The 21,513-nt window shown below is 74.0% G+C and carries 17 protein-coding genes, 1 tRNA gene and 2 pseudogenes; 11 read left to right on the plus strand and 9 right to left on the minus strand.

Annotated features, from left to right (window positions below):
* The first annotated feature begins 41 nt into the window (after positions 1 to 41).
* From AB0L56_RS17600 to fdh, 4 genes are all read left to right on the plus strand, one after another.
* Positions 42 to 1,148 (plus strand): CapA family protein, encoded by a 1,107-nt coding sequence (locus tag AB0L56_RS17600; RefSeq protein WP_365424285.1) that lies wholly within the window; start codon positions 42 to 44, stop codon positions 1,146 to 1,148.
* 61 nt (positions 1,149 to 1,209) lie between these two features.
* A complete protein-coding gene (locus AB0L56_RS17605; RefSeq protein WP_365424287.1) occupies positions 1,210 to 2,106 on the plus strand; it encodes a 4Fe-4S dicluster domain-containing protein in 897 nt (298 codons plus the stop codon).
* Positions 2,103 to 3,113, plus strand: a complete 1,011-nt coding sequence (gene nrfD / locus AB0L56_RS17610; RefSeq protein WP_365424289.1) for an NrfD/PsrC family molybdoenzyme membrane anchor subunit — start codon at positions 2,103 to 2,105, stop codon at positions 3,111 to 3,113. Before AB0L56_RS17605 ends, nrfD begins: the two co-directional genes overlap by 4 nt.
* A 58-nt stretch (positions 3,114 to 3,171) precedes the next feature.
* Positions 3,172 to 6,429 (plus strand): formate dehydrogenase, encoded by a 3,258-nt coding sequence (fdh, locus tag AB0L56_RS17615; RefSeq protein WP_365424291.1) that lies wholly within the window; start codon positions 3,172 to 3,174, stop codon positions 6,427 to 6,429.
* A 3-nt stretch (positions 6,430 to 6,432) separates the two neighbouring features.
* On the opposite strand, the gene selD is transcribed toward fdh, so the two are convergent.
* A complete protein-coding gene (selD, locus tag AB0L56_RS17620) occupies positions 6,433 to 7,458 on the minus strand; it encodes a selenide, water dikinase SelD (protein ID WP_361032453.1) in 1,026 nt (341 codons plus the stop codon).
* A gap of 56 nt (positions 7,459 to 7,514) precedes the next feature.
* On the opposite strand from selD, the gene AB0L56_RS17625 reads away from it, so the two are divergent.
* Positions 7,515 to 7,607: transfer RNA gene (locus AB0L56_RS17625), tRNA-Sec, on the plus strand.
* A gap of 38 nt (positions 7,608 to 7,645) precedes the next feature.
* On the opposite strand, the pseudogene AB0L56_RS17630 reads toward AB0L56_RS17625, so the two are convergent.
* Positions 7,646 to 9,400 (minus strand): annotated as a pseudogene (locus AB0L56_RS17630) (SelB C-terminal domain-containing protein); the annotation flags it as partial.
* A 4-nt stretch (positions 9,401 to 9,404) separates the two neighbouring features.
* Positions 9,405 to 10,724, minus strand: coding sequence for an L-seryl-tRNA(Sec) selenium transferase (gene selA, locus AB0L56_RS17635; RefSeq protein WP_365424293.1), 1,320 nt, complete (start codon positions 10,722 to 10,724; stop codon positions 9,405 to 9,407).
* 175 nt (positions 10,725 to 10,899) lie between these two features.
* Between selA and AB0L56_RS17640 the strand changes: the two genes are divergently transcribed.
* Positions 10,900 to 11,286 carry a hypothetical protein gene (locus AB0L56_RS17640; RefSeq protein WP_361032447.1) on the plus strand — a complete coding sequence of 129 codons (387 nt, stop codon included), beginning with the start codon at positions 10,900 to 10,902 and terminating at the stop codon, positions 11,284 to 11,286.
* Between the two features lie 67 nt (positions 11,287 to 11,353).
* Here AB0L56_RS17640 and AB0L56_RS17645 read toward each other — a convergent pair whose 3' ends face one another.
* The 4 genes and pseudogenes from AB0L56_RS17645 to AB0L56_RS17660 form a co-directional block, all read right to left on the minus strand.
* Complete coding sequence (locus AB0L56_RS17645) at positions 11,354 to 12,379, minus strand: hemolysin family protein (RefSeq protein ID WP_365424295.1); 1,026 nt, start codon at positions 12,377 to 12,379, stop codon at positions 11,354 to 11,356.
* Positions 12,376 to 13,713 carry a hemolysin family protein gene (locus AB0L56_RS17650; RefSeq protein ID WP_365424297.1) on the minus strand — a complete coding sequence of 446 codons (1,338 nt, stop codon included), beginning with the start codon at positions 13,711 to 13,713 and terminating at the stop codon, positions 12,376 to 12,378. The genes AB0L56_RS17645 and AB0L56_RS17650 overlap by 4 nt, the downstream gene beginning before the upstream one ends.
* A 205-nt stretch (positions 13,714 to 13,918) precedes the next feature.
* The gene (locus AB0L56_RS17655; RefSeq protein WP_365424298.1) at positions 13,919 to 14,914 is read right to left on the minus strand and encodes a nitroreductase; all 996 of its coding nucleotides are present in this window, start codon (positions 14,912 to 14,914) and stop codon (positions 13,919 to 13,921) included.
* Positions 14,915 to 15,105: 191 nt separating this feature from the next.
* A pseudogene (locus tag AB0L56_RS17660) lies at positions 15,106 to 15,375 on the minus strand (M48 family metalloprotease); the annotation flags it as partial.
* A 172-nt stretch (positions 15,376 to 15,547) separates the two neighbouring features.
* On the opposite strand from AB0L56_RS17660, the gene dhaK reads away from it, so the two are divergent.
* Genes dhaK through AB0L56_RS17675 form a run of 3 tightly spaced genes read left to right on the plus strand, consistent with a single transcriptional unit; the run spans position 15,548 to position 17,611 of the window.
* Positions 15,548 to 16,540 (plus strand): dihydroxyacetone kinase subunit DhaK, encoded by a 993-nt coding sequence (dhaK, locus tag AB0L56_RS17665; RefSeq protein ID WP_361032435.1) that lies wholly within the window; start codon positions 15,548 to 15,550, stop codon positions 16,538 to 16,540.
* A gap of 50 nt (positions 16,541 to 16,590) precedes the next feature.
* Positions 16,591 to 17,208 carry a dihydroxyacetone kinase subunit DhaL gene (gene dhaL / locus AB0L56_RS17670; protein ID WP_365424301.1) on the plus strand — a complete coding sequence of 206 codons (618 nt, stop codon included), beginning with the start codon at positions 16,591 to 16,593 and terminating at the stop codon, positions 17,206 to 17,208.
* Complete coding sequence (locus AB0L56_RS17675) at positions 17,201 to 17,611, plus strand: PTS fructose transporter subunit IIA (RefSeq protein ID WP_365424302.1); 411 nt, start codon at positions 17,201 to 17,203, stop codon at positions 17,609 to 17,611. The genes dhaL and AB0L56_RS17675 overlap by 8 nt, the downstream gene beginning before the upstream one ends.
* 28 nt (positions 17,612 to 17,639) lie before the next feature.
* On the opposite strand, the gene AB0L56_RS17680 is transcribed toward AB0L56_RS17675, so the two are convergent.
* The gene (locus AB0L56_RS17680) at positions 17,640 to 18,494 is read right to left on the minus strand and encodes a glycoside hydrolase family 75 protein (RefSeq protein ID WP_365424304.1); all 855 of its coding nucleotides are present in this window, start codon (positions 18,492 to 18,494) and stop codon (positions 17,640 to 17,642) included.
* A gap of 411 nt (positions 18,495 to 18,905) precedes the next feature.
* Between AB0L56_RS17680 and AB0L56_RS17685 the strand changes: the two genes are divergently transcribed.
* The gene (locus AB0L56_RS17685; RefSeq protein ID WP_365424306.1) at positions 18,906 to 19,886 is read left to right on the plus strand and encodes a fibronectin type III domain-containing protein; all 981 of its coding nucleotides are present in this window, start codon (positions 18,906 to 18,908) and stop codon (positions 19,884 to 19,886) included.
* A gap of 164 nt (positions 19,887 to 20,050) precedes the next feature.
* On the plus strand, positions 20,051 to 20,614 hold the full coding sequence (locus AB0L56_RS17690; RefSeq protein WP_361032423.1) for a hypothetical protein: 564 nt from the start codon (positions 20,051 to 20,053) through the stop codon (positions 20,612 to 20,614).
* A 296-nt stretch (positions 20,615 to 20,910) separates the two neighbouring features.
* Here the strand turns inward: AB0L56_RS17690 and AB0L56_RS17695 are convergent, their stop codons facing one another.
* Positions 20,911 to 21,486 carry a PadR family transcriptional regulator gene (locus AB0L56_RS17695; RefSeq protein ID WP_365424308.1) on the minus strand — a complete coding sequence of 192 codons (576 nt, stop codon included), beginning with the start codon at positions 21,484 to 21,486 and terminating at the stop codon, positions 20,911 to 20,913.
* Between the last annotated feature and the right edge of the window lie 27 nt (positions 21,487 to 21,513).

Consider the following 21,513-nt stretch of genomic DNA (forward strand, 5'->3'; position numbering starts at 1 on the left):
CTGACAAGGCACCGCCAGTTGCATGGTCCTACCGTGGAGGAATGGGTGCCGGCACGGTGACGCTGTTCCTGTGCGGCGACGTCATGCTCGGGCGTGGCGTCGACCAGATCCTTCCGCACCCGGGCGACCCCGCGCTGCGGGAGGAGTACATCCGGGACGCCCGTGACTACGTGGCGCTGGTGGAGCGTGTCAGCGGCCAGGTTCCCCGCCCGGTGCCGTTCTCGTGGCCGTGGGGCGACGCCCTGCGGGTGCTCGACGACGCCGCGCCGGACGTGCGGATCGTGAACCTGGAGACGTCCGTCACGCGCAGTGACGCGTTCGCGCCCGGCAAGGCCGTGCACTACCGCATGGACCCGGCCAACGTGCCGGCGCTCACGGTGGCCCGTCCCGACGTGTGCGTCCTGGCCAACAACCATGTGCTGGACTTCGGCCGCCCGGGACTCGGCGAGACGCTGGACGTGCTGGACGGCGCGGGCCTGGGTGACGCGGGCGCCGGCCGGGACGCCGACGCGGCGCATGCCCCGGCCGTGGTCCCCGTAGCGGGCGGCCGGGTGCTGGTGTTCGCCGTCGGGACGGCCTCGAGCGGCATCCCGCCGGACTGGGCGGCGACGGCGGACCGGTCCGGCGTGGCCTACCTCGCGGAGCCTTCGGCGGCGGCGGCCGAGGCGGTGGTCCGGCGGGTACGGCGGGTGAAGGGGTCGGCGGACATCGCGGTGATGTCCGTGCACTGGGGTTCGAACTGGGGATACCGGGTCCCGCCGGATCACGTCCGCTTCGCCCACGCTCTGGTGGACGGCGGTGTCGACGTGGTCCACGGTCACTCCTCGCACCACCCCCGCCCCGTCGAGGTGTACCGGGACCGTCCGATCCTGTACGGGTGCGGCGACTTCATCGACGACTACGAGGGCATCTCCGGCTACGAGGAGTTCCGCGACGAGCTGCGGCTCGCGTACCTGCCGACGCTCGACGCCCGCACCGGGCGCATGGCCGGGCTGCGGATGGTGCCGCTCAGGGCGCGGCGGATGCGGCTCGAACGCGCCGCGCCGGAGGAGCGGGACTGGCTGCGGGAGACGCTCGACCGGATCAGCGGCGTGGACATCGGCCTGGACGCCGACGGGGCACTCACCCTCGCGCCCGCCTCCCGGTGAACCGTTTCGGGCGTTCCGGCCTGGGCACTCGGGCCCGCCCAGGGTTGGAGGAGGTCCCCGTATGACGGACGACATCGTGCGAGCGGCCGGGCACGCCGATCCGCCGCCGCGCATGGGCTTCTTCACCGACACGTCGGTGTGCATCGGCTGCAAGGCGTGCGAGGTGGCGTGCAAGGAGTGGAACGCCGTCCCGGAGGACGGCCTCGACTTCACCGGCATGTCCTACGACAACACCCAGGGCCTCGGCGCCAGCACCTGGCGGCATGTGGCCTTCATCGAGCAGCGCGTGCCCGCGGCCGGGGCGGCACCCGAATCCGGCGTGGAGGGCGTCGACGTCTTCGACGCCGCCCGGGGTCTCGCCGACTCCCCCGCGCCGTCCGCCGACGGCGGTGAGATGCGCTGGCTGATGTCGTCCGACGTGTGCAAGCACTGCACCCACGCCGCCTGTCTCGACGTATGCCCGACGGGCTCGCTGTTCCGCACCGAGTTCGGCTCGGTCGTCGTCCAGGAGGACATCTGCAACGGCTGCGGCTACTGCGTCTCCGCCTGCCCCTACGGGGTCATCGAGCGGCGGCCCGGCGACGGACGCGCCTGGAAGTGCACCCTGTGCTACGACCGGCTCGGCGTCGGCATGGAACCGGCCTGCGCCAAGTCCTGCCCCACCGACTCCATCCAGTTCGGCCCGCTGGAGGAGCTGCGCGAGCGCGCGGCGGACCGGGTGGAGCAGTTGCGCGCGGCCGGGGTCGGCAGCGCCCGTCTGTACGGCGAGGATCCGGGGGACGGGGTCGGCGGCGACGGCGCGTTCTTCCTGCTGCTGGACGAACCGGAGGTGTACGGGCTGCCGCCCGACCCGGTCGTCACGACCCGCGATCTGCCCGACATGTGGCGGCACGCCGCGGCGGCCGCCGTCTCGCTCGCCGCGCTGGCCGTGGCCGGCTTCGCCGGGAGCCGGCGATGAGCGGGGTCCCCCGGGACGGGCTCCCGGACGCCGGACGCCGCCGACGAGGACGGGGACGCGGACGGGGACGCGGTGAGCGGGCCATCGTCCCGGAGGCCGAGTTCGCGTCGTACTACGGCAAGCCGGTTCTGAAGCGGCCGGCGTGGAACACGCTGGACGTCGCGGGCTATCTCTGTCTCGGCGGACTGGCCGGCGCCTCGTCGCTGCTGGCCGCCGGGGCGGACGTCACCGCCCGGCCCGCACTGGCCCGGACGGCGAAGCTGGGGGCGGCCGGAGCGATCTCGTTGTCGCTGGTGGCGCTCGTGCACGACCTGGGCCGTCCCGCCCGCTTCCTCAACATGCTGCGCGTCTTCAAGCCGACGTCGCCGATGAGCATGGGGTCGTGGCTGCTCGCGGGCTACGCGCCGCTCACGATGGCCGCGGCGGCCGCCGACGTCACGGGCAGGTACCGGATCGTGGGTGCGGCCGCCACGGCGTCCGCCGCCGCCCTCGGGCCGGCGGTGGCCACGTACACCGCCGTGCTGATCTGCGACACCGCCGTGCCGTCGTGGCACGAGGGGTACCGCCAGATGCCGTATGTCTTCGCCGGTTCGGGCGCCACCGCGGCGGCCGGTCTGGCGCTGGCCGCCGTACCGCCGGGGCAGACCGGTCCGGCCCGCCGGGCGGCCGTCCTGGGCGCGGTGCTCGAACTGGGTGCCTTCCAGCTGATGAAGCGGAACATGGGACTGGAGGCCGAGGCGTACGAGCGGGGCGGGCCGCGGGCCTGGCTGCGCGCGGCGGAGGTGCTCACGGCCGGCGGCGCCGCGCTGGCGGTCTGTTCCGGCCGCCGTGGCCGGGCGCTCGCCGCACTCGCGGGGACGGCCCTGCTGGCCGGTTCCGCGGCCCTGCGGATGGGCGTGTTCCAGGCCGGCGTGGCCTCGTCCGAGGACCCCCGGTACACGGTCGCACCGCAGCGGGAGCGGCTGAGGGCCCGGGCGCGCACCGGGGTTCCCGGTTCTCCTGATTGACGCGCGCGGTCCTGGGTACTCCGCCGGGGCCATCGCGCACCGGGGAAAGGCAGGCGTCATGGGCGTACGCACGTGGATCGATTCCTGGCCGGTCTACCGCCAGCTCACGGGCACCGACCCGCTGGGCCGCGGCGCCGCGGCCAAGAGCGGGACGAGCGAGCGTCTGACGCCCCGGGTCGCCTCGGCGGACCGGGTCGTGCGGTCCGTCTGCCCGTACTGCGCCGTCGGCTGCGGCCAGAACGTGTACGTGGAGGACGGGCGCGTCACCCAGATCGAGGGCGACCCCGACTCGCCGATCTCACGCGGCCGGCTGTGCCCCAAGGGCGCGGCCAGTCTGCAGCTGACCACCGGAGATGCGCGCGAGCACCACGTGCTGTACCGGCGTCCGCACGGCACCGAATGGGAGCGCCTCGACCTCGACACGGCGATGGACATGATCGCCGACCGTGTCATCGAGGCACGCCGGGCGGGCTGGCAGTGGGAGGTCGACCAGGCCCGCACCCGGCGCACCCTCGGCATCGCGAGCCTCGGCGGGGCCACGCTGGACAACGAGGAGAACTACCTCATCAAGAAGTTGTTCACCGCCCTCGGGGCCGTCCAGATCGAGAACCAGGCCCGTATTTGACACTCCTCCACCGTTCCCGGTCTGGGAACCTCGTTCGGCCGCGGCGGCGCGACCACCTTCCAGCAGGACCTGCAGAAGTCCGACTGCATCGTCATCCAGGGCTCGAACATGGCCGAATGCCATCCGGTCGGGTTCCAGTGGGTGATGGAGGCCAAGGCCCGCGGGGCGAAGCTGGTCCACGTCGACCCTCGGTTCACCCGCACCAGCGCCCTGGCCGATCTGTACGTACCGCTGCGGGCCGGTTCCGACATCGCCTTCCTCGGCGGGATCATCAACCACGTCCTGCGGACGGACGCGTATTTCCGTGACTACGTGGTCGCCTACACCAACGGGCCCGTGATCCTGCGGGAGGACTTCCAGGACACCGAGGAGCTCGACGGGGTGTTCTCCGGGCTGGACGCCGACAGCCGCACCTACGACCCGGCCACCTGGCAGTACCAGGGCATCGACGTGCAGCCGGCCTCCGGACAGCGGGACCAGCAGTTCGACAGGCTCAGCGCGTCCCCGAAGGTCGCGGAGGCGGCACGCGGCGAGGCCCACGGCTCCGGCGGCGCCACGATCCCCCCGGGCGAGCCGGAGTACGACGAGACGATGACCCACCCCCGCTGCGTCCTCCAGGTGCTCAAACGGCACTACGCCCGCTACACCCCCGAGATGGTCGAACGGATCTGCGGTGTCCCCCAGGACCTGTTCCGCCAGGTGTGCGACCTGGTCACCGAGAACTCCGGGCGGGACCGCACCACCGCGTTCGCGTACGCGGTCGGCTGGACCCAGCACACGGTCGGTGTGCAGTACATCCGGGCCGCGTCCGTGCTGCAGAGCCTGCTCGGCAACATCGGCCGGCCCGGCGGAGGCATCCTCGCGCTGCGCGGCCACGCCTCGATCCAGGGCTCGACGGACATTCCCACCCTGTTCAACCTGCTGCCGGGCTACATCCCGATGCCGCACGCCCACAAGCAGCAGAATCTGGACGCCTTCGTCCGGGCCGACGCCGCGCCCAAGGGCTACTGGGGCAACATGCGCGCCTACCTGGTCAGTCTGCTCAAGGCGTACTGGGGCGACGCGGCGACGGCGGAGAACGACTTCTGCTTCGACTACCTGCCGCGGCTGACCGGCTCCCACTCCACGTACGAGACGGTCATGGCCCAAGTGGACGGCACCTGCAAGGGCTACTTCCTGATGGGCGAGAACCCCGCGGTCGGCTCCGCCAACGCCAAGCTGCAACGCCTGGGCATGGCCAACCTCGACTGGCTCGTCGTCCGGGACTTCTCCCTCATCGAGTCGGCCACCTGGTGGAAGGACGGCCCCGAGATCGAGACGGGTGAGCTGCGCACCGAGGACATCGGCACGGAGGTGTTCTTCCTGCCGGCCGCCGCGCACACCGAGAAGGACGGCAGCTTCACCAACACCCAGCGGCTGCTGCAGTGGCACCGCCAGGCGGTGCCGCCGCCCGGCGAGGCGCGCAGCGACCTGTGGTTCACCTTCCATCTGGGGCGGATCATCCGGGAGAAGCTCGCCGCGTCGACCGATCCGATGGACCGGCCGCTGCTCGACCTGACCTGGGACTACCCGACGGCGGGCGAGCTCGCCGAGCCGGACGCCGAGGCGGTGCTGGCCGAGATCAACGGGTATGACGCCGACGGCGCCCCGCTGTCGGGCTACGACCGGCTGGCGGACGACGGCTCCACCTCCTGCGGTTGCTGGATCTACTGCGGGGTGCGGGCCGACGGCGTCAACCAGGCCGACCGCCGCACCCCGGGCCACGAACAGAACTGGGTGGCCGCCGACTGGGGCTGGGCCTGGCCGGCGAACCGCCGGGTGCTCTACAACCGCGCCTCGGCCGACCCGGACGGCAGGCCGTGGAGCGCGCGCAAGGCGCTGGTGTGGTGGGACGCGGAGCAGGGCGAGTGGACCGGGCACGATGTCCCCGACTTCCCGAGGGCCAAGGCGCCCGGTCACCTGCCGCCGGAGGACGCGACCGGCCCCGAGGCGCTGTCCGGGACCGACGCGTTCATCATGCAGGCCGACGGCAAGGCCTGGCTGTACGCGCCGGCGGGCCTCACCGACGGCCCGCTGCCGACGCACTACGAGCCGCAGGACTCGCCGGTCCCCAACCTGCTGTACGGCCGTCAGCGCAACCCCGTACGGCACCTGCTGCCGCCGCACCCGGACAACCGCTACCAGCCCAGCGCGGAAGAGCCGGGGTCGGAGGTGTACCCGTACGTCGCCACGACCTACCGGCTCACCGAACAGCACACGGCCGGCGGCATGTCGCGCTGGCAGCCCTATCTGGCGGAGCTGCAGCCGGAGTTCTTCTGCGAGGTGTCGCCGGAGCTGGCCGCCGAGCGGGGCCTGGCGCACACCGGCTGGGCGACGATCGTCAGCGCCCGCGCGGTGATCGAGGCGCGGGTGCTGGTCACCGACCGCGTGCCGGCGCTGACCGTGCACGGCCGCCGTCTGCACCAGGTGGGGCTGCCCTACCACTGGGGCCCGAACGGCTACAGCACGGGGGACGCCGCCAACGAGCTGGTGCATCTGTCCCTCGACCCCAACACCCACATCCAGGAGACGAAGGCGTTCGCCGTGGACATCCAACCGGGACGCCGGCCGCGGGGTCCGGCCGCCCGGGACCTGGTGCTGGACTACCGGGCGCGGGCGGGCATCGACGCGGAGACCGGCACCGGGTGGTGACGCTCACCTGAGGACGACGGAATGCGGGCCCTCGGGGACGAGTTCGCCGACCACGGGGGCGCCCGGCACCTCGCCCGCCACCAGCAGTCCGCCCGAGGTCTGGGCGTCGGCCAGCAGCACCCGGGTGTCGTCGTCCACGGAGCCGAAGTCGGTGAACGGGCTCACCCAGTCCAGGTTGCGCCGGGTACCGCCGCTGACATAGCCGTCCCGCACCGCCTGCCGGGCTCCGTCGAGGAAGGGCACGGCGGCGGTGTCGAGCACGGCGGTGACGCCGGAGGCGCGGGCGAGTTTGTGCAGGTGGCCGAGGAGGCCGAAGCCGGTGACGTCGGTGGCGCAGGTCGCCCCGGCGGCCAGCGCGGCGGCGGAGGCGTCCCGGTTGAGCGCCACCATGGTGGCCACCGCCTGCTCGAAGCGCTCGCCGGTGGCCTTGTGCCGGTTGTTGAGGACGCCCAGCCCGAGCGGCTTGGTGAGCGACAGCGGCATGCCGGGGCGGCCCGTGTCGTTGCGCAGCAGCCGGGCGGGGTCCGCCAGACCGGTGACGGCCATCCCGTACTTGGGCTCCGGGTCGTCCACGCTGTGTCCGCCGCCGACATGGCAGCCCGCCTCGGCGGCCACGTCCCGTCCGCCGCGCAGCACTTCGCGGGCCAGCTCCAGCGGCAGGACGTCCCGGGGCCAGGCCAGCAGGTTGACGGCCAGGACGGGGCGCCCGCCCATCGCGTAGACGTCGGACAGGGCGTTGGCGGCGGCGATGCGCCCCCAGTCGTAGGCGTCGTCGACGACAGGGGTGAAGAAGTCGGCGGTGGACACCACCGCCTGCGGTGCCGCGCCGTCCGGGGCCGGGAGGGCGGCCACCGCCGCGTCGTCGCCCGTGGCCGTCCCCACCAGCAGCGGGGTGTCACCGGTGACCGTCACCGGCGCGTCGAGGCCGGCGAGTACGTCCTCCAGCTCACCGGGCGGGATCTTGCAGGCGCAGCCGCCGCCGTGCGCGAACTGGGTGAGACGTACGGGCGTCCGGGTCAGAGAGTGCATGTGCCGGGCTCCTTGTCGGGGATCGGTGGGGTGAGCCGGTAGCCTGAGCGGGCGGTGGAGGCGTGTGGGTGCCTGGTGGCCCTCCCGGTCTTCAAAACCGAGGTGCCCGAGGATCTCGGGCAGGCGGGTTCGATTCCCGTCCGCCTCCGCTCTCCGCGTCGGCGGCGCGGCAGCGCCGGCGCTGGTCGTCCACCCGTTCGGTGAGACCCCGCGCGTCCAGGAACTCCAGCAGCGGTACGGCGACCCGGCGGGTGGTGTCCAGGGCCCGGCGGGCCTCGCTGAGGGTGAACGGCTGCGGCAGGCCGCGCAGTACGGCGACGGCGCGGGTGTCCGCCCCCGGCAGCAGGACGATGCCGTCGGCGATCCGCAGCAGCGCGCCCGCGGTGACCGCGGCGGCGAGTTCCCTGCGGCCGAGCCGCAGTGCGGCCAGCCGCCCGGCCTCCGGGGCACGGAACGGGGCCCGTTCCAGTTCCTCCCGGAGTGCCTCTACGGCGGCCCGTACGTGCGGCGGGAGAGAGGGCCTCTCCGCTCCGGGGGCGTGCAGCCGCCCGCCGCTCCGGCGCAGCGGCACCGTGCCCGGGGTGCCGGCGAGGGCGTCGACCAGGGCCCGGTCCGGCAGATCCAGCAGCCGCCGGGCCGCCTCGGTGGGAAGTCCGGGGTCCAGCGGGTGATCCGCCGCGTACCGCCGCACCTCGGCGCCGAGCCGGTCCCGCAGCGCCGCCCAGTGCTGGGGATCGGCCAGCCAGTCACCGGCGACGGGCACCGCGGGGGCGGCGGCTCCCATGGCCTCCAGCTCCGTACGGCGCACCAGGCGGCGCCGTCGCAGTTCGGCCGTGCCGTCCGGGTGGCCGGTCAGGCCGGCCAGTTCGGCCGCTCGGGCCCGGGCCGCTCCACGCCGGGTCAGATCCGGCGGGCGGACGTCCAGCACGGTCACCCCGCACGGGGCGCGCCGTCGTGCGCCGGGTTCCCGCAGCACCGCCCGGTCGCCGATCCGCAGCGGCAGCCTGCGGGCGGCCGTCAGCCTCGCCGTGTCCGCGCCGAGCGGCCGTACGGTCACCGGCACGGCGGCGGTGCCGAGGTGCAGGGTGGTCTCACGGGGGAGGTCGCCGACGGGCGTTCCGGTGACCCGGACGTCGAACGTTCCGGTGAGCAGCCAGCGGTCCGGCGTCCACAGCACCCGGCCCCGGCCGAGTGCGGCGTCAGAGGCCCCGTGGACGTTGACGGCCACCCGCGCCACGCCGCGGACGGCGGCCCGGTCCTCCCGCAGGGACTGCAGCCCGCGCACCCGCAGCGCGGTCGTGCCGTCCCCCGTCGTCAGCCGGTCGCCGACCCGCAGGGTGCCCGCCGCCAGGGTGCCGGTGACGACCGTTCCATGGCCGCGCACGGTGAACGCCCGGTCCAGCCAGAGCCGTACGTCCGCGTCGGCCGGCGGGACGGGCAACGCGTCCGCCGGCCGAGCCAGTTCCTTGCGCAGCTGATCGAGTCCCTCGCCCGTCACCGCGCTCACCGCTACGGAGGGCACCGTGCCGAGGGAGGTGGCGGCCAGGCGGGCGACGGCGTCGGCGCGCACGGGTTCGGGGTCGGCCAGGTCGCTGCGGGTCACGGCGAGCACGGCGTGGCACACGCCGAGCGCGTCGAGGATCTCCAGGTGTTCCTGCGACTGCTCCTGCCAGCCCTGGTCGGCGGCCACCACGAACAGCACGGCCGGCACGGGTCCGACGCCGGCCAGCATGGTGGCGACGAACCGTTCGTGGCCCGGCACGTCGACGAGGGCGAGGTGCTCGCCGTCCGGCGGGTCGAGCCGGGTCCACACGAAACCGAGGTCGAGGGTCAGACCCCGGCGCCGCTCCTCCTCGAACCGGTCGGGTTCCATCCCGGTGAGCGCCCGGGCCAGGGCGGACTTTCCGTGGTCCACATGCCCGGCGGTGGCCAGTACCCGCATGCCCCTACCTCCCTTCCACGGCCCGTACGGCCTCGGCGAGGCGCTCGTCGTCCGCCTCCGGCACGGCCCGCAGGTCGAGCAGACACCGCCCGGCCTCCAGGCGCCCCACCATCGGCACCGGTCCGGTGCGCAGGGGCCGGGCGTACCGCTCGGGCAGCGACAGTGCGGCACTGGGCAGGGTCACACCGGGTGCTCCCCCGCCGCCGACGGTCGCCTCGCTCGGGACGGCCCGTGCGTCGACGCCGTCGGCGGCCAGCAGGGCCGCGAGCCGCTCGGCACGCCGCCTCAGCGGTTCCGGTGCGGCACGGAGCGCCTCGTCGGTCGGGGTGGCGGGGCCGGTCAGTGTGGCCTCGAGGGCGGCCAGCGTCAGTTTGTCCACGCGCAGGGCGCGGGCCAGCGGATGGCGGGACAGGGTGCCGATCAGGTCCTCACGCCCCAGGAGCAGTCCGCACTGGGGCCCGCCCAGGAGCTTGTCGCCGCTTGCCGTGACGAGCGCCGCACCCGCCGCCAACTGGGTGCGCGCGTCGGGCTCTTCGGGCAGTGCCGGATGCGGGGCGAGCAGCCCGGACCCGATGTCGACGACGACGGGGACGCCCAGGGGGGCGAGTTCGGCGACGGTCGCGGCGCGGGTGAACCCGGTGATCCGGAAGTTGGACGGGTGCACCTTCAGCACGAAGGCGGTGTCCGGCCCGACGGCCTGGGCGTAGTCGGCCGCTGTCGTGCGGTTGGTGGTTCCCACCTCGCGCAGCCGGGCACCGGTGGAGACCAGCAGGTCGGGCAGGCGGAAGCCGTCGCCGATCTCCACCATCTCCCCCCGGCTGACGACGATCTCCCGGCCGGCGGCGAGCGCGGTGGCGGCCAGCACCAGTGCGGCGGCCCCGTTGTTGACGACGTGCGCCGCTTCGGCGTCCGGTACGGCGGCGCGCAGGGCGGCCAGGGCGGTACGGCCCCGGCGGGCCCGGACGCCGGTGCGCAGGTCGAGTTCGACGTCGGTGGGTCCGGCGGCCTCGTGCACGGCCTGCCGGGCCGCCGCCGAGAGCGGGGCCCGGCCGAGGTTGGTGTGCAGGAGCACACCGGTGGCGTTGATCACCGGCCGCAGTCCGCCGGCCGACGGCGGCAGCAGGGACACGGCCGTGTCGGCGACCGCGTCCGGCGGTACGGCGCCCTCCCGCGCCCGCTGCTGGGCCCGGTGGACCGCGGACTTCACCCGCGCGGTCCCCAGCCGGGCCGCCGCGTGGAGCAGTCGCGGATCGCGCAGCACGGCGTCGGTGCGCGGAATCCGCCGTCGTACGTTCGTGTCGACGCCTGCGCCCGTGGGATCCACCCGACACCTCCGTTCAGGCCCGATTGCCGGCCGGCCGGTCCTTCATCGTCCACCAGTGCCCCGGGCGGCGAGGACGACACGCCGAAGCGCCGCGGCGACCGGGTTCCGTGCGGTCCGGGGTGCGGGCGCCGGTGGGCGCAGTACGCTGGCCGCATCCGGCCCCCGGGAGCTGACGATGTGGAAGCGCAGGAAGCAGGCACGGCGTCCGGAGACGTTCCCGCTGGAGCTGTGCGACCGCTGCGCGGCCACGTTCCCCGCGGACCAGGCGGTGCGCGGGTACGTCGCGGACTCCTCGTCCGTCCATCCCACCGACGAGCACCACGACGGTCTGCGCCGCGTCACCGCCTGCGGCGAGGCCCACCTCGACGCGATCCGCCGGGAGTACGCGCGCCGGCCCTTCGTCTACGAGGAACTCTGGGCGGCCAAGATCACCCGGGTGCTGACGTCCGGCCCGCCGGCGCTCTCCATGACCCAGCTCGCCTGCCGGACCGGGCTGCACGAACCCGACATCCGGCGGGCGATCGCCTGGCACAACGAGCGATGCCGCCGGATGGCGCAGTGACCGCCGGCCGCTCTCAGGCCTCCTGCGGCCGCGAGAGGCCTGACCCGGTGTTGCCGGGCCGCGGGGGTCAGGCGGTGGCCGGGGCCGCGGGGCCGACCAGTTCGGACAGAACGTCTTCCATGGTCACGAAGCCGATGACCGTGCCGTTCTCCCCGACGGCCGCGGCGAGGTGACTGTCTTCGGCACGCAGGGCGGTGAGTGTGTCGTCCAGCGGCGTGTCGATGCGCACCCGGGTGATCCTGTGCAGCGCGGTGCGCGGGAACGGCCGGTCGCGGTCGGCGGCGCCGAGGGTGTCCTTGATGTGCAGGTAGCCCAGGACGGCGCCGTCGGGACCGGTGACCGGGAAGCGGGACAGGCCCGCCTCGGCGGCCAGCCGTTCCAGCCGGGCGGGGGTGACGGTGTGGTCGACGGTGCGCATCCGCTGCGCGGGCACGAGGATCTCGCCGACCGGCCTGGTGCCCAGTTCCAGCGCGTCCCGCAGCCGCTCGCCGTCGGCGGGACCGAGCAGGCCGGCCTCGCTGGAGTCGACGACCATCCGGGCGAGCTGGTCGTCGGTGAACACCGACTCGACCTCGTCCTTCGGCTCGACGCGCAGCAGCCGCAGCAGGACGTTGGCGAAGGCGTTCATGCCGAACACGAACGGCCGCAGCGCCCGGGTGAGCGCGACCAGCGGCGGGCCCAGCAGCAGGGCGCCCGCCACGGGCGCGGCCAGCGCGATGTTCTTGGGCACCATCTCGCCGATGAGCATGTGCAGATACGTGGCGAGGGTCAGGGCGATGACGAACGCGATGGGGTGCACCAGGCCGTCCGGGATGTGCACCGCCTCGAAGCCCGGCTCCAGCAGATGCGCGATGGCGGGTTCGGCGACCGCGCCGAGCACCAGGGAGGAGACGGTGATGCCGAGCTGGGCGGTGGCCATCATCGCGGACAGGTGCTCCAGCGCCCACAGCGTCATCCGGGCGCGTTTCTCGCCCGCCTCGGCACGGGGTTCGATCTGGCTGCGGCGCACCGAGATCAGTGCGAACTCGGCGCCGACGAAGAACGCGTTGGTCAGCAGGGTCAGGGCGCCGATGGCGAGCTGCAGGGCGGTCATCGGGCTCCCTCCGTCACGCGGTCGAGCGCGGGCGTGGCCGGCTCGGTGACCCGTATGCGGTCGGCGCGGTGGTGCTCGACCTCCAGCACCTCGCACCGCCAGCCGTCGAGGTCCACGACGTCCCCCTTGGCGGGGATGCGGGCCAGGTGGGTGGCGATCAGCCCGGCCAGGGTCTCGTAGGGGCCGTCCGGCGCGGTGAGTCCGATGCCGGAGAGCTGGTCGAGGCGGACGCTGCCGTCCGCCTCCCACACCGTGCGGCCGTCCTCCGTGGCGGGGGCGGGTGCCAGGTCGGGCGCCTCGACGGGGTCGTGCTCGTCGCGTACCTGGCCGACGACCTCCTCGACGATGTCCTCCACGGTGGCCACGCCCGCCGTACCGCCGTACTCGTCGATGATCACGGCCATGGTGCGCTGGGCACGCATCCGCTCCAGCAGGCGGTCGGCGGTCAGGCTGTCGGGGACCAGCAGGGGCGGGGTGGTCAGGTCGGTGACGGGCGTGCCGGCCCGCCGCTCCGGCTCCAGGGCGAGCACGGCACGGATGTGGACGGTGCCGACGACCTCGTCGAGGCTGTCGCGGTAGACGGGGAAGCGGGACAGACCGGTGGCGTGGCTGAGGGCGGCCGCGTCGGCGGCGGTGGCGTGCACCTCCAGGGCCCGGACGTCGACCCTCGGGGTCATCACGTTCTCGGCGGTGAGCTCGCTCAGGTGCAGGGTGCGGACGAAGAGTTCCGCGGAGTCCGCCTCCAGGGCGCCCTCGGCCGCGGAGCGCCGGGCCAGCGCGCCCAGTTCCTCGGGGGTGCGCGCGGAGGCCAGTTCCTCGGCGGGCTCCAGGCCGAAGCGGCGTACGAACCGGTTCGCGGTGCTGTTCAGATGCCCGATGAACGGGCCGAAGGCGGCGGTGAACGCGCGCTGCGGTCCGGCAACCACCTTCGCGACCGCGGACGGCCGGGAGATGGCCCAGTTCTTCGGGACCAGTTCGCCGACCACCATGAGCACGACGGTGGATACCGCCACACCGAGCACGGTCGCCACCGTCGGGGCGGCGCCGCCCAGTCCGGCCGTCCGCAGCGGTCCGCGCAGCAGCGCGGCCAGGGACGGCTCGGCGAGCATGCCGATCACCAGGGAGGTGACGGTGATGCCGAGCTGGGCCCCGGACAGCTGGAGCGTCAGACGCCGTACGGCACGCAGCGCGCTGGCGGCGCCGCGCTCGCCGGCCTCGGCGGCACGCTCCAGCTCACCGCGCTCGACGGTGGTCAGGGAGAACTCGGCCGCGACGAACACCGCGCAGGCCAGGGTCAGCACCAGGGCGAGCAGGAGCAGCAGGACCTCGGTCACCGTGCCACCCCCGCTCCCTCGGCTGCCGTACGGCGTGGACGGGCGGTGGTGGCACGGCTGCTACTGGGAGGATCACCCATTGGGAGACCGTTGCTCCTTCTCGGACACGTGGACGATATGTGGGGGAAAGCAGGATGGCCTGTTTCCACGCCAACTGTAAAGGAGCCGCAAAGTCGTCGTGGTCTTCGGGGGGCGGCGCGGCGCTTCAGGTGATCTCCAGTACGTCCTTCACGGAGCGCCGGGGGGTCGCGGGCCCCGGGGGGCCGTAGCCGAGGCGCAGCACCATGTGCACCTGCCCGGTGCCCGATACCGGGTCGCGGGCCAGCAGGCGCAGCTCCGGCTCTTCCAGGGGGTGCGAGGTGAGGGACGTCGCCAGGCCGGCGAGGGTGGCCTCCAGCAGGACCCGTTCCAGTGCCTGCCCGGCGCGCAGCCAGTCGGCCGGGCCTTCGCCGCGGGTGCTCAGCAGGGCCAGGTGCGGGACGTCCTCGAACGCCGTGGTGCCGCGGTCGGCCACGGCCCGGCGGCCCGCGAAGTCGCGGACGGGGGCTCTGCCGTCCTGTTTGCGGGCGCCGAACGCGTAGTCCGGGATGCCGTCGACGGCGGTGTCCGCCTCGGTGCCCAGCCGCGTCCAGCGGAGCACGTCCTCGTTGCCGCCGGGGTCCAGGACGTCCCGGCTCTCCGCGTCACGGACCAGGTCGAGCACGGTCTCGGCGTGCCAGGCGCCGGGGAAGAGCAGCACGGCGCCCTCCCGGGCCGCCGCGTCCCGCAGGGCGGCCCGCACGTCTTCGGGGATGTCCTTCTCGGCGAAGGGATGACGGCTGGTGTGCCGCTGCCGGACGGCGGGGTGCAGCCGGGCCAGTTCCGTGTCCGCGGGGCGGTGCGGGAGCGGGGCGGACAGCTGTACGGCCGCGAGCAGCAGCGGATCGCCGGGCTCGGGCAGCAGGGTCACGTCCGCGACGAGGTCCGCGTAGGCGGCGGCGACCCGCAGGTTGAACAGGGCGGCCCCGCAGCCGATGAGCAGCGCCCGGTTGTCGGGGTCGGAGTGGGGCATGGCCCGGTCGGGATCGGCCCGCAGCAGCACGAGATGCTCCGCGCTCCGATACCGGAAGCGCCACGGCTGGGCATTGTGCATGGACGGTGCCGCTGTGGCCTCGGCCACCAGCGTGGTCACCGTCCGATCGTCGAGCGGTCGCGAAGCCATACCCTCCTCCTCGCACCCCGTCCGGCACGGGCCGACACCCGGCTGCACCGGCGGGTTCCCTTTTTCTGCCCCCGGAACCGGGGCCCGCGCGCGGGCCTCAGAGATCGGGGACGAAGGACGGTTCGGTCCAGATGGATGACCTTGCCGGTCGCAGTGCGACGGGTGCCCCACCGGTGGGCGAGCTGGGCCGGCGGCCGCAGGAAAGGGTTGGCCCGTGCGGCGGACTGCACCGTGAGGAGGGAGCGGTGGTGGCCGGCCGCCAGATGGGCCCGTTCGTGCGCGAACAGCGCCCGGCGCCCGGCCGGTGCGAGGCTCCTCGGCAACCCGGTGGTCACCACCACCCGGTCCCCTCGCCCGCCCGGCAGCGCGTAGGCATAGGGCTCGGCGTCGGGGAGGGCCGCCACCCGCCTCCCCCTCAGCCCGGCCGGCGCCCGGTGGGCGCGACGGCGCACCCCGCCGTGCCCGGGTATGTCTCCCGCCGTAGCACTGGGTACCCCCGAGGGTATTTTGACGACGGTCACCTCGTCATCGATGCGTGACCTTCGCTCCCGCAAGGCAGATACTGCGGAGAGGAGGAATTCACCGACCCGTGTCAGACCGCCCGGCGGACCTGGCGAGCTCCAGGAGGTACCCATGAAGATGCTGATCAACGTTCCGGAGACCGTGGTCGCGGACGCGTTGCGCGGAATGGCGGCGGCGCACCCCGAGTTGGCGGTGGACGTGGAGAACCGGGTGATCGTCCGCAAGGACGCCCCGGTGCCCGGGAAGGTGGGCCTGGTGTCCGGCGGGGGTTCCGGGCACGAGCCGCTGCACGGCGGGTTCGTCGGGCCCGGAATGCTCTCGGCGGCCTGTCCCGGCGAGGTGTTCACCTCCCCGGTGCCCGATCAGATGGTGCGGGCCGCGGCGGCCGTGGACAGCGGGGCCGGGGTGCTGTTCATCGTGAAGAACTACACCGGTGACGTGCTCAACTTCGACATGGCCGCCGAGCTGGCCGAGGACGAGGGCATCCAGGTCGCCAAGGTGCTGGTCAACGATGATGTGGCGGTGACCGACAGCCTGTACACCGCCGGCCGCCGCGGCACGGGTGCGACGCTGTTCGTGGAGAAGATCGCGGGCGCCGCGGCCGACGAGGGCATGCCGCTGGAGCGGGTGGAGGCGATCGCCCGGCAGGTGAACGAGAACTCCCGCAGCTTCGGCGTGGCACTGAGCGCGTGCACCACTCCGTCCAAGGGCAGCCCGACCTTCGACCTCCCCGACGGCGAGCTGGAGCTGGGCATCGGCATCCACGGCGAGCCGGGCCGGGAGCGACGGCCGATGATGACGTCGGGCGAGATCGCCGAGGCCGCCCTGGACGCGATCCTGGACGACCTCACCCCGCGCAACCCTGTCCTCGTGCTGGTCAACGGCATGGGCGCCACCCCGCTGCTGGAGCTGTACGGCTTCAACGCCGAGGTGCAGCGGGTGCTCGGCGAGCGCGGCGTCCCCGTGGCGCGCGTCCTCGTCGGCAACTACGTCACGTCCCTGGACATGGCGGGCGCCTCGGTCACCCTGTGCCAGGTCGACGAGGAACTGCTGCGGCTGTGGGACGCGCCGGTGGCCACTCCGGGGCTGCGCTGGGGCATGTGAAGCTGAGCCGGGACCACCGTTCGGACATACCTACCACGCAAGGAGTTCCCGTGCTCGACGCCGACTTCTTCCGCCGCTGGATGACGCTCACCGCCGCGTCCGTGGACCGCGAGGCGGAGCGGCTCACCGCCCTCGACTCACCGATCGGGGACGCGGACCATGGCAGCAACCTCCAGCGCGGGTTCCGGGCGGTGAGGGACGCGCTGGAGAAGGAGCCGCCGGCCACCCCCGGGGCGGTGCTGACGCAGGCGGGGCGCCTGCTCGTCTCGACGGTCGGCGGTGCGTCCGGTCCGCTGTACGGGACGCTGCTGCGCCGCACCGGCAAGACGCTCGGGGACGCCGCCGAGGTGGACGATCGCCAACTGGCCGATGCGCTGCGCGCCGGGGTGAACGCGGTGATGCAGCTCGGTGGCGCCGCGCCGGGCGACAAGACGATGATCGACGCGCTGATGCCCGCGGTGGACGCGCTCGGCGACTCCTTCGCCGCGGCCCGCGACGCCGCCGAGGAGGGGGCCGTGGCGACGACGCCGCTGCTGGCCCGCAAGGGCAGGGCCAGCTATCTGGGCGAGCGCAGTATCGGGCACCAGGATCCCGGCGCCACCTCGGCGGCGCTGCTGATCGCCGGGCTCGTCGACGCCTCGGCGGACACGGAGGCCGGAGGTGAGTGACGACAAGCTGGTGGGGGTCGTCCTGGTGTCGCACAGCGCGGCGGTCGCGGCCTCGGTGACGGAGCTGGCCAAGGGCCTGGCGGGCGGCGGCACCGCGGTGCCGGTGGCCCCTGCGGGCGGCACCGAGAGCGGCGACTTCGGCACCAGTGCCGAGTTGATCTCCGCGGCGGCCGCGTCCGTCGACCGCGGGGCCGGGGTCGCCGTACTGGCCGACCTGGGCAGCGCGGTGCTCACGGTGAAGGCACTGCTCGCCGAGGGGGACGAACTCCCCTCTCACACCCGGCTGGTGGACGCGCCGTTCCTCGAGGGGGCGGTGGCCGCGGTGGTCACGGCGTCCACCGGGGCGGACCTGGCCGCGGTGGAGGCGGCGGCGACGGAGGCGTACAGCTACCGCAAGGTGTGAGGGGCGCGGCAGTGCCCCGCCGTCCCGTTCAGCCGTCGCCGTCGACGAACTCCCGGGCCAGCCGCTTGCCCTCGGCGACCGCGGCACCACGGTCCTCGATGGGGGTCACCTTGCTGTTCCTGAACACGATGTAGGTGACCCCCGAGGAGGCGCCGCCCGTGCGCGGGTCCGGGTCGATGCCGAGCGACTCGGCCGCGGCGTACGACGCCTCGCCGATGATGCCGGCGGGACCGGTGTCGCCGACGACCGCGTACCTGACGCGGTCGCGGTACACCATCGCCGCCACCGATCCGCCGCGCACGCCGTATGCCCGGTGGTTCCATACGGTGCTGGGGGCGGGCACCACGACATAGGGCGTTTTCTCGGCGCTCAGCGGCCGGCCATCGGACTGGGCGAAGGCCGTGGAGGCGGAGAAGTAGGGGTCGGTGCGGGCGTTGCAGCGGCGGCCGGGGCGGCCGTCGCAGTCGATGTCCAGGTCGGCCTTCCAGAAGACGGCGTCACGGGTGCCGCATACCGTGACGGTGGCCCGGGACCCCTGGTCCTTGCGGTAGCGGCCGCGGGAGACCGGCGTGCAGGCGCTCACCCGGGCCAGCAGCTCGGCGGCGGTGACCGATTCCGCGCGCCCCGGTGCCCCGCGATCGGCGCGCCGGGCGGGGGCGGGGGCGGCGCGGCGTACCGGGGTGGGGGCGAGGGCGGCGCGGCGTACCGGAGCGGGGGCGAGGGCGGCGCGGTGTATCGGGGCGGGGGCGGCGCGGTGCACGGCAACGGGGTCGGCGCGGCGTGCGACCGGTTCGGTGCGGGGCTGGGGTGCGGCGGGGGGTGCCGAAGGGGCCAGCAGGGCGACACCGGCCATGGCCAGGGTGATCGACTGGACACGGGACACGTTGAAGAGGGCCTCTCGTCGGGGACACTGACGCACGCTCACGGGCACTCTGCCCCATTTCGCCCCGATACGACGGGCGTGACGACCTCGACGAGGCCGGACGGCGCACGATCGCACCAGTGGTGACGACAGGGGGCCGGAGCCCGAGCTCTTGCCCGCTCGGGCCGTCCGGCCGCCCGCGCCGGCACGGGATCTGCGACGACAGCGGTCCGCGCCCCGGACCGAACTCCCTTGCAACGCAGGGCGGTTCGACCCGTTCAGGCCTCCAGCATACGTAATGAGCGGCGAGACCCCCGCCACCCGCCCTCTTGATGGGGCCGCGTCAGCGCCGCCATATTGGTACGGACCATTGTTCGAACCGGTCCCATGTGCCCCCCGGGAGGCAGAGTCGTGCGTGGCGTTCCCCCAGCCGTGTCCCCGCGTCGCCTCCTCGTGCTCTGCGGGGTTCTCCTGCTGATCGCGTCCTGTCGCTGGGGCGGGCCGGACGACGCGGGCGGCGGGCGGCCGCCCGGGGCGCCCACCGGTGTCACGGCGGAGGCGGGCAGCGCCACCAGCGTGCATGTCATGTGGAACGCGGTCGCGGCCGTCGACGCGGAGGTGAGCCGGTACGAGATCTACCGGGGCGCCGCGAAGGTCGAGGACGTCCCCGGCTCCGCGCACATGGCGGACGTCACCGGACTCCGGCCCGCGGCCTCCCATGTGTTCACGGTGCGGGCCCGGGACGCGGACGGGCGGCTCGGCCCGCCCAGTCGGGAGGTGCGGGCAACGACGCCCCGGGCGGCCGCCGCCGACGGCTCCCCGCCCACGCGGCCGGAGACGTCGAGGGGCCAGGCGGTCGGGAGCCGGGCGGCGCAGCTGTCGTGGTCCGCCTCGAAGGACGACCGGGACGTGGTGTCGTACGACATCCACCAGGGCGGCACGAAGATCCACAGTGTGGGCGGCAACCAGACGTCCGCCGTGATCACCGGCCTGCGCCCGGGCACCCGCTATGTCTTCACCGTCCGGGCCCGGGACGCGGCCGGCAACCTCTCCCCGCCCGGCGCCGCCGTCCGTCTCACCACCGCGGGCAGCGCGGAGGGCGGTGCCGGCACCGCGCCCACCGCCTTCCGCGCCAGGAGTCAGCTGTCCGACGGCGCCCACTATCTGGTCCTCACCTGGGTGCCGCCACCCGCGGACGGCGTGATCACCGAGTACGAGGTGCACCTGGACGGCCATACCGCCACCTCGCTCGTCTACGGCGGTGAGGCACCGCGCGACCGGGCGACGTACCGCTTCTATCTGGGCCGGGAGGCGGGGGTGACGCACCGGGTGCGGATCCGGGCGATGCTCCCGGACGGAACCTGGGGCGGATTCTCGGCGGAGCGCACCGTGACGACGGGCCCCGGCGGCTGACCCGCGCCGTCCGCCGCCCGGAGGAAGCCGTCACCTGCCCGGATGCCGCCGGAGTGCGCGCGGGTCCGGCTGCCCGTTGGCTTGCCTCGTGGCAGCACGGGCGATCCCCGACCTCGGCGGCGCAAGGGATGTACCGCCGGCCGTGCCGCCGGAAGGCAGTCCACATGCGCATCTCGAAGCCACTGCTCCGCTCCGGACCGGTCGTGGCAGCCGCCGCGCTCGCCCTGACATCGGCCGGACCGGCCGCCGCGGCCGGGATCTCCGTCAGCACCAGCGGCTCGACGGTCTCGGTCACCACCGACGCGTGCACCCAGATCAACGGCAGCTGGGGCACCGCATCGCTGCTCAACAGCAGCCAGATGAACTTCTCGCAGGGCCGTCAGGTGGCGCTGTCGGGGACCAGTTCGGGACAGTCCGCGGCCTGGTCGAACGTCAGCCCGGGCACCTACACCGTGATCGTGCGGTGCTCGAACGGCAACACCGCCGGCACCCAGTCCGTCGTCGTCACCCCCGCGCCCAGCCCGTCGGCCAGTCCGTCGGTCAGCCCGTCGGTCAGTCCGTCGGTCAGTCCCACCGCGTCACCCACCCGCGGAGTGATGGGCGGCCTCGGTGGCGCCGCGACGGACTACGGCACGGTCACGCTGGTGGCGGGCGGCGCGCTGGTCGGCACCGGGCTTCTCGCCACGGCCTGGTACCTGCGCCGGCGCGCCAAGCCGCGTCACCTCTAGATCCGGCGCCGGTCGCCATCACGTCCGATGCGCTCCGGTCGGGCGGCCGGCGTCGCCTCGTGACCGTCCGGCGGATCATGCCGGGGACGCGGGGTCTGGCACGCCCATCTGCAGCGTTGTCGTCGGTCGCCGACTCCCCCACTCCCGACTTCGCTCGAGCTGGGGGATCCCCACCGCGTCGACTCCCTCCTCCGCCTTGCGACTGGACGCACCAGACCCCGCTCACCTGGGTTGCACGGCGCCGCCCCTTTCCCCCGACTTGATCAGCCGGACAGGCCCTCGTGCCCGTGCGGAGGTCACGCTTCCCGGATGCCGGGCCGCTGCTGCTCCCCCGCGCCCGGCAGTCGGGCGAACTCCGACAGCGCGTGGTCGAGCCACTGGGTCCAGAAGGTCTCCAGATCGATGCCGGCCCGCAGCACCAGGTGCCGCAGCCGGTCCTGGGGCTCGTCCCTGCCGGGCGGGAAGTCGCGGCGCTCGATCTCCCGGTACGTCTCCAACTGGCCTGCGTGCAGCTCCCGGTGGCGGCGCAGATCCGCCTCCAGACCCTCGGTTCCGACCACGGCCGCCGCCCTCAGCCGCAGCAGCATCACATCGCGGTGCGGCTTGGGGTCCTGCGACGCGGCGGTCCAGCGGGCCAACTCCTCCCGCCCCGCCGGCAGTACCTCGTAGACCTTCTTCTGGCCCCTGGCCGGCTGTTCGGGGGCCAGGGCCCTGATCAGGCCCTCGGCCTCCAGCTTCCCGAGCTCGCGATAGATCTGCTGGTGCGTGGCGGACCAGAAGTAGCCGATCGACCTGTCGAACCGGCGGGTCAGCTCCAGTCCCGACGACGGCTTCTCGAGCAGGGCGGTGAGGATCGCGTGCGGGAGTGACATGGGGCTCATTCTAGGGACGGGCCGAAC

Source organism: Streptomyces sp. NPDC052079 (assembly GCF_040680275.1).
Lineage (GTDB): Bacteria > Actinomycetota > Actinomycetes > Streptomycetales > Streptomycetaceae > Streptomyces.